6 protein-coding genes and 1 tRNA gene are annotated in these 7766 nt (G+C 70.3%); 4 read left to right on the top strand and 3 right to left on the bottom strand.

The genetic code is table 11. The features are described 5' to 3' along the window. Positions 1-29: 29 nt before the first annotated feature. Positions 30-1961: a DUF4340 domain-containing protein gene (locus RIC11_RS20185; protein WP_350214202.1), complete on the top strand. Its 1932-nt coding sequence runs from the start codon at positions 30-32 to the stop codon at positions 1959-1961. 24 nt (positions 1962-1985) lie between these two features. Here the strand turns inward: RIC11_RS20185 and RIC11_RS20190 are convergent, their stop codons facing one another. From RIC11_RS20190 to RIC11_RS20200, 3 genes are all read right to left on the bottom strand, one after another. Continuing rightward, positions 1986-2312 (bottom strand): gamma-butyrobetaine hydroxylase-like domain-containing protein, encoded by a 327-nt coding sequence (locus tag RIC11_RS20190; RefSeq protein ID WP_350214203.1) that lies wholly within the window; start codon positions 2310-2312, stop codon positions 1986-1988. 85 nt (positions 2313-2397) lie between these two features. Further along, a complete protein-coding gene (locus tag RIC11_RS20195) occupies positions 2398-3660 on the bottom strand; it encodes a phenylacetate--CoA ligase family protein (RefSeq protein WP_350214204.1) in 1263 nt (420 codons plus the stop codon). 75 nt (positions 3661-3735) lie between these two features. Beyond that, on the bottom strand, positions 3736-5640 hold the full coding sequence (locus RIC11_RS20200; RefSeq protein WP_350214205.1) for a sigma 54-interacting transcriptional regulator: 1905 nt from the start codon (positions 5638-5640) through the stop codon (positions 3736-3738). Positions 5641-5837: 197 nt separating this feature from the next. Between RIC11_RS20200 and RIC11_RS20205 the strand changes: the two genes are divergently transcribed. The 3 genes from RIC11_RS20205 (at position 5838) to RIC11_RS20215 (ending at position 7679) form a co-directional block, all read left to right on the top strand. Continuing rightward, positions 5838-5912: transfer RNA gene (locus tag RIC11_RS20205), tRNA-Pro, on the top strand. Positions 5913-6036: 124 nt separating this feature from the next. Continuing rightward, complete coding sequence (locus RIC11_RS20210) at positions 6037-7224, top strand: tyrosine-type recombinase/integrase (RefSeq protein WP_350214206.1); 1188 nt, start codon at positions 6037-6039, stop codon at positions 7222-7224. Beyond that, entirely contained in the window at positions 7221-7679 is a 459-nt protein-coding gene (locus tag RIC11_RS20215; protein WP_350214207.1) for a hypothetical protein, read from the top strand. The genes RIC11_RS20210 and RIC11_RS20215 overlap by 4 nt, the downstream gene beginning before the upstream one ends. Positions 7680-7766: the final 87 nt, after the last annotated feature.

The following is a 7766-nucleotide window of genomic DNA, read 5'->3' on the forward strand; positions in this document are numbered from 1 at the left end:
CGGCAACCGCAGCGTCACCTCACACGGCTATGAAAGACAGCACCCAAACTCTTTTGTTCATCGCGGCGGCCGTCGTGGCGGTCTTCTTCGCGATGTACTCGCAGCCGTCCGACGCGACCTACCGCGTCGACGAGCAGATCGGCAAGTCGCTCTTCGAACCATTCGAGCCGGGCGAGGCGACCCGCATGCGGATCGTCCGCTTCGACGAGCAGAGCGCCACGCTGCGTGAGTTCGAGGTCGCCGAAGAGGACGGCCTCTGGTCGCTGCCGAGCAAGGGGGGCTACCCGGCCGACGCGACCGCGCAGATGGCCGCGGCCGCGACCGGCGTGGCGGACCTGGAGATCCTCAGCATCGCGTCGCTGTCGGCCGGTGACCACGCCGACTACGGCGTCGTCGAACCCTCCAGCGACCTGGACGCCGGCCAGTCCGGCGTCGGCAAGCGGGTCGTGCTCCAATCGGCCGACGGCGAGACCCTCGTCGACATCGTCATCGGATCGGAGGTCCGCGGCGAAGAGGACCAGCACTACGTGCGCCGCACCTCGCAAGACCCGGTGTACATCGTGCGGATCGACCCGGGCGACTTCTCGACCAGCTTCGAGGACTGGATCGAGCAGGACCTGCTCAAGCTGCAAACCTGGGACATCGCCCGCGTGCGGGTCAAAGACTACTCGTCGCAGCTCACCACGCAGCTCACCTCGCGCGGCTTGCAGCCGGTGCTGACGATCGACCCACGCGCCGAGATGACGCTCGCCTACGACGACTCCGAGAGCGAGTGGCGGCCGATCGAGCTGCGCGAGTACGACCGCGACGCGCAGGACTACCAGCCGTTCGAGCTCGGCCCCGACCAGCAGCTCAACGAAGAGGCCCTCGGCGAGATGAAGACCGCCGTGGGCGACCTCGAGATCGTCGACGTGGAGCGCAAACCCGCCGGACTGTCGGCCGAGCTCAAGGCCGGCGCGGCGCTCTTCGACGACGAGGCCGCCTACCGCAGCCTCGTCTCGCGCGGCTTCGCACCCGCCGGCGGCGACTCCGAGATCCTCTCGACCGAGGGCGAAATCGCCATCGCGCTGAAGGACGGCGTCGAGTACCTGCTGCGGTTCGGCAACCTCCAGCTCGAGTCCGACGAACAGCAAGCCGAAGCACCGGCCACCGAAGGGGAGGGCGCCGAGCCGGGCGACTCCGCCGAGGGCGTCAACCGCTACCTGTTCGTTGTCGCCCGGTTCAACGAAGGGCTGCTCGAGAAGCCCGAGCTGGAAGAGGTCCCGCCCGCTGACGCAGAGCAGACCGACACAGAACAAGCCGACACAGAACAAGCCGACACAGAGCAGACCGACGCCGAACAAGCCGACGACGCGCCAGCCGATGACGACGGCGAAGACCCGTCCTCGGACGAGCCACCGTCCGACGACGCGGCGGCCGACCAGGGCGACCAGTCCGACTCCGACGAGCCGGCCGACTCCGCGGCCGAAATCGAGCAACGCAACCAGCGGAAGCTCGACGAGTACAACGACAAGGTCGCCGCGGCCAAGGAGCGAGTCAAGGAACTCAACGAGCGGTTCGGCGACTGGTATTACGTGATCTCCGACGAGGTCTACAAGAAGATCGCGCTGGGCCGCGAGGAGCTGATTGTCGCCAAGCAAGAAGAGGCCGATGGCAGCCAAGCCGCCGACACGCCCGCCGGCCCCCTCGGCGGGGCGCCCGGCGCGGTGCCGGGACTGCCGAGCGTGCCGGGAGTCGACTTCAACCCGGCCGCTCCGGCCGAGCCGCCAGCCGCCAACGGCGCCACGAGCGACTCCCCCGCCCCCGCCGAGGCCGATGAGCCCGATCAGCCCGGTCAGCCTGACGAACCCAGCCAGCCCGCCGAGGAGTCTCCCGAGCCGGCGCAGCCCGCCGAAGCGCAGCCGAGCCAGCCGGCAGCCAGCGATGACAGCGCCGAGCGCGCGGCGACCGACGAGCAGTGAACGGCCGCGAGCCGGAGCGCGGCGTCACTCCGCCGGGGCGCCGAGCTCGCGCAGCCACTCCAGTCGGAACAGGCCCGAGTCGTGGCCGTCGCTGAACACGATCTGGTACGCGTAACTGCCCACAGGCCGCATCGCGCGGATCGTCAGCGGCTGGGCCTCGGCCGTTGAGAGCACCGTGAGCTGCGTGGGCGGCGGCGGGGGCGCCGAGCGGCGCTCTCGGCACGTGGCGCAAGGGCACTCCGCGCGGAGCCCGGCGGCCGTGTACACGCGCCGCGCGCCGTCGGACCACTCGATCAGCACGCGGCTCTCGCCGTCACGCTCGATCGCCGTCGGGAGAGGCTCTTCCGGCAAGCTCGTTTCCTCCGTCGCACGCGCGGCGCCCAATCGCTAGGCCCATTCGCTTACACCCAGTCGCTACACCAGCGTAGCGGCCGTCTCATCGCCGGTCGACCAGCCGACGCGCCTTGTGTTCGGTGCGTGGCAAGCTCCCGCTCGGGGCGAGCCGCACGTCGACGCGCAGCCCCAGGCCGACCCGCAGGGCCTCGGCCACGCGACGCGGGTCGCCCCGTCGGTCTTCCACCTCGACCGACAGCTCGTCCATCTCGCCGCGCCGCTCCACGACGAGGCGCCACTCTTCGACCCCCTCGAGCCGCCGCAACACCTCCTCGACCGACGACGGGAACACGTTCACGCCCCGCACCACGACCATGTCGTCCGACCTGCCGACCACGCCCCCCACCAACCTCACGAAGCGGCACGGCCCGTCGGCGGGCCACTCGGGGACAACCAAGTCGCCGGTCTCGTAGCGGATCACCGGCGCGCCGCACCGACCCAGGTTGGTGAGCACCAGCCGCGCGAGCTCCCCCGCCGCGGCCGGCGCGCCGGTCTCGACCGAGAGGAACTCGGCGATGAACTCGCTCTCGATCACCCGCAACCCGGGCGGGTCGCTCCACAGGTCGTCGCCGAAACCCCACGGGCCGACTTCCGTCGCGCCGGCGTGGTCGACGACGCGCGCGTCCCACGCCGCGGCGATCCGCTCGCGGGTCGCCCGCAGGCTGCCGCCCGGCTCGCCCGCCACCACCACCGTCTGGATCGTCGACTCGGCCGCGGCGCCGGCCTGACCGCCCGACGAGGCCAAGTGCAGCGCGTAGCTCGGCGTGCAGAAGAGCACGTTCGCTCTCGTGCGGCGGATCAGGTCGAGCCGCTCGGCCGACGACATCCCGCCCCCGGGGATGGCCTGCACGCCGCTGTCCACCAGCGCGTCGAAAGCGCTCCAGAAGCCCACGAACGGCCCGAACGAGAACGCCAGCATCGCCCGGTCGCCCGGCTCGACCCGGGCCGCCGCGAGCGTGTGCCGCCACGCGGTCATCCACCATCGCCAGTCGTCGGCCGTGTCGGGCGCAGCGACCGGCGCGCCGTGGGTGCCGCTGGTCTGGTGGAAGCGCACGTAGCGGTGCGGCGGCCGGCTGAGCCACGCGCCCGCCGCGGCGGCGGCGACCAGCTCTTCTTTCGACGTTGTCGGCAACCGGGCCAGCTCGTCCAGGCCGGCGAGCCGCGGCGCCCGCGGTCCGAGCTTCTGTCGGTAGAGCCCGCTCGCCGGGACAACCTCGGCGAGCAGCGCATTAAGCTTCTCGAGCTGCAACGCACGGAGCGCGTCGCGCTGGAGGGTCCAATCAGGCGGGTCGGTCCCCAAACTCATTCCACGCCCTTAGCTCGCACCTCGGATTGTGCCTCCGGCTCCCGCCCCGCCGTCACCGGTCGCCCGCGCCGCATGTCACCTCTCGATCCCGTACTGGTCGATCTTGCGGTACAGCGTCGCGCGGCCCATGCCGAGCAGCTTGGCCGCCTCGGGCACCGCGCCGCGGGTGCGGGCGAGGGCCTCGACGATGAGCTTCTGCTCCCACTCGTCGACGCGCAGCGAGTCGAGCAGGGTGTCTTCTTTTTTGTTCCGCGCGGAGGACGCGTCGTGCAACGCCAGGTCGCTCGGCTCGATGTGGTCGCCGGTGGCCATCACGACCGCGCTGTCGATCACGTTGCGCAGCTGGCGCACGTTGCCGGGCCAGTGGTAACCCAGCAGCCGCTCGCGCGCGGCGTCGCCCAAACGCAGGCCCGGCCGGCCGTGCTCGCTCTTGAAGTGGTCGAAGAAGAAATCGACCAGCAACTCGATGTCCGCGTCGCGCTCCCGGAGCGGCGGCAACCGCAGCTCGAACACGCTCAGGCGGTAGTACAGGTCCTCGCGGAACTTGCCTTGCCGCACGTAGTCCTGGAGGTCCTGGTTGGTCGCCGCCACCACCCGCACGTCGACCTTCACCTCCTTGGTCCCGCCGACCGGCAGGAACGGGTGCCCCTCGAGCACGCGCAGCAGCTTCGCTTGCCCGGCGGGCGTCATCTCGCCGACCTCGTCGAGGAACAGCGTGCCGGTGTCGGCTTGTTGGAAGTAACCGATGTGGTCGCGCTCCGCGCCGGTGAACGACCCCGCCTTGTGGCCGAACAGCTGGCTCTCCATCAGGTCGTGGGGGATCGCCGCGCAGTTGACCGAGACCATCACCCGGTCGGCTCGGGGGCTCGCGCGGTGGATCGCCCGGGCGACCAGCTCCTTGCCCGCGCCGCTCTCGCCGCGCACCAGCACCGAGCCCCGCGCGGTCGCGACCCGCGCGATCTTCGACTTCAGCTCCAGCATCGGCTCGCTCTCGCCGATCAGGCCGTCGTAGCCCGGCGCGGCGGCCTTCAGGCGGTCGTAGCTCCAGCGCAGCGTGGTGAACTCCAGCGCCCTGGCGAGGGAGACCGCCAGCAGGTTGGCCACCGAGATCAAGAAGTCGAAGTCCGACTGCCGGAACCGCCCGTCCTCCAGGTACGCGTGCAACGCGCCCAGCGGCCGCACGGCCCGGCCGTCGGCGTCGGCCGGCCGCTTCGGCAGCAGCGGAGCGCAGATCGCGTCGGCGAAGGCGCCGATCTTCCACGAGCCCGAGCCGTCGACGCTGGGCGCCTCTTGATTGGCGACCCACACCGCGTTGCCCTGGCTCGCGACCAGCTCGGACAGGTTCGGGCTCAGCGCGAGCTTCTCGGTGGCTTCGGCCGGCAAGACGATCTTCGCCCGCAGGTCGCCCTCGTCGGAGGGGGCGAGGAAGCCGACGACCGACGCGCCGGTCCGGGCCTTGAGCAGATCGAGCGACCACTCGACCAACTGGTTCGGGTTGCCCGCGCCCAGCAGCTTGATGCAGAGCTGGTAGAGCAGCATCAGCTCCTTGACCTGCTCCGCGTTGGGCAGGCCGTCGAGCGAGTGCTCGTCGACGCCGCCGGTGGCGACCGGCGCCTCGTGGACGATGGTCTCGCGGGCCGGCGGCGCGACGCCGTCGTAGGTCTGGTCGTCGGCGGTCGGCGGCTGCTCGGACTGGTGGAACTCGAGCTCCGTGGTGCCGATCCGCAGCACGTGGCCGTCGCCGAGGGCCGCCTCGGTGACCTTCTGGCCGTTCACGTAAGTGCCGTTGCGACTCCCCCCGTCGCGCACCACCCAGCGGCCCTCGTCCGCCGCGATCCGCGCGTGCACCCGCGAGCAGATCGGGTCCGGCAGGGCCACCTGGCAAGACCCGCCCCGGCCCATGAGCGTCTCGCCCCGCGGCGGCAGCGGGAACTGGATGCCGGCGCGGGGGCCATTGAGTACGGTCAGGTACGCGTGCAACGGCGTGGTCGGGAAGTCGGGGATGGCGGGGTCGCAACAGCCAACCCGCTAGCCTACCGCGGGAGGGCCGCCGCGTCAGCCAGACGGCGCGCCGACGTAAGGGGGCGAGCCGCCGAGCCCCCGCTGGCGCCTTTCCCCGGGGCGGGGCCCAGACGGCCTTGGCCGCCCGGCCAGCGGTTGCTAGGATGATCGGTCTACGGGCTGTAGCTCAGCTTGGCTAGAGCGCTGCGTTCGGGACGCAGAGGTCGAAGGTTCAAATCCTTTCAGCCCGACTCGACTTAAGCCCCGCCGAATCAAGAGTTTCTGTTACCTGCCGGCGGTCGGCAGTGCGGCGTTTCCCGAGGAGCCAAAACGGTACGTACCGTTTTGGCGGTCCTCGCACAGGGAGACCCGCCCGTGCCGCGTTTTACCCAGAAGCTCCCGAAGTACCGCAAGCACCGCGCTAGCGGGCAAGCCGTCGTGACCCTCAACGGCGTCGACCACTACCTCGGCCGACACGGCACGAAAGCCAGCCGGCTGCAGTACGACCGGCTGGTCGCCGAGTGGCTCGCCAGCGGCCGCGCGGTGGCCCCCTCGTCGGCGCCGTCGCACGCCGCCCTGACGATCGTCGAGCTGTCCGCCCTCTACTGGCGGTTCGCCCAGTCCTACTACCGCAAGGACGGCCGCTCGACCCGCGTCACGCCGGGGATCAAGGCCGCGCTGCGTTACCTCAAGGACTGGTACGGCCGCGAGCCGGCCGCCGAGTTCGGCCCGGTGCGGCTCAAGGCGCTGCGCGCCCGGATGGTGCAGGACGGCCACAGCCGCCGCTACGTCAACGACCACGTGGCCCGCATCAAGCGGATGTTCAAGTGGGGCGCCGGCGAGGAGCTGATCCCCGAGTCGACCTACCGCGCCCTGGCGCTCGTCGAGGGGCTCAAGAAGGGCCGCACCGAGGCCCGCGAGACGGCCCCGGTCCTACCGATCGACGACGCGGCCGTCACGGCGACGCTCCCCTCGATGCCCGAGGTGGTCGCCGATATGGTCCGGCTGCAGCGGCTGACCGGCATGCGGCCGGCTGAGGTCTGCCTGCTGCGGCCGTGCGACCTCGACCGCACGGGCGACGTCTGGCTCTACCGGCCCGCGTCGCACAAGACCGAGCACCACGACCGCGCGCGGGTCGTGTTCCTCGGCCAACGCTCGCAAGCGATCGTGCTGCGGTACCTGGCGCGCGACCCGGCCGCCTACTGCTTCTCGCCCTCCGACAGCGAGGCCAAGCGCCGCGCGGCGGCCCACGCGGCCCGCGTCACGCCGACGGCCTACGGCAACCGCCCGGGGACGAACCGGAAGCGGCGCCCGAGGCGGTCGGCGGGCGACTGCTACTCCACCGCCAGTTACCGCCGGGCGATCCACCGCGCGTGCGACAAGGCGAAGGTCCCGCGCTGGAGCCCCAACCGGCTCCGCCACGCCGCGGCGACCGAGATCCGCGCGAAGTTTGGACTAGAAGCGGCCCAAGTGATTCTCGGCCACGCGGGCGCCGACGTGACACAGGTTTACGCCGAACGGGACTTAGCCAAAGGCGCCGAGGTGGCGCGGAGGGTGGGGTGAGCAAAGCCGAGCGGACCGAAGAGAGCATCAAGCAAGACATCGATCGCTTGATTTCTGAGCTGCGTGACAAGCTCAAGCAAGAGCGACCTGTCGATACCGGTATCTTCAAAGACCCGACGGGAGAGGCGGTCGCGTTAAGCATGGCGATAAGCCTCGCCACCAATGCTGTTGTCGTCGCTGACCAATTGAACGAAGGGCGCTCCAGTCAAGAAATCTTCGACGAGGTAATGCGCGGTTATTTGCCTCTGTTCGAACGAATCAAACGGAGGGCGACCTTCGTCGTTGCAGCGCAACCGAGGGTTTCCAAGGAGTCACTGTTGGCAGAATGGAGGTCGCAGCAGCAGGACCCCGAAATCACTGAGCAAACGATCGAGTTCCTTGACGCGTTAATGCCTTTCTTGCCGGTACTTGTTTACCGCCCTCGCGCTATTGCGCCCTTGTTTGAGTGGGTCTAGCTTGGGTGCATGGACGCCCGCGGACCCGAGACGGACTGCCCGAACTGCAAGCGGCTCGAGCGAGAGGTCGCGGAGCTTCGTGAGGAA

The organism is Botrimarina sp. (genome assembly GCF_040219535.1).
In the GTDB taxonomy this organism is placed as follows: Bacteria; Planctomycetota; Planctomycetia; order Pirellulales; family Lacipirellulaceae; genus Botrimarina.

What these genes read in the sequence shown, in the direction of transcription:
- RIC11_RS20185 (WP_350214202.1), top strand. Translation starts at nt 30, where the DNA reads ATGAAAGACAGCACCCAAACTCTTTTGTTCATCGCGGCGGCCGTCGTG.
- RIC11_RS20195 (WP_350214204.1), bottom strand. Translation starts at nt 3,660, where the DNA reads ATGAGTTTGGGGACCGACCCGCCTGATTGGACCCTCCAGCGCGACGCG.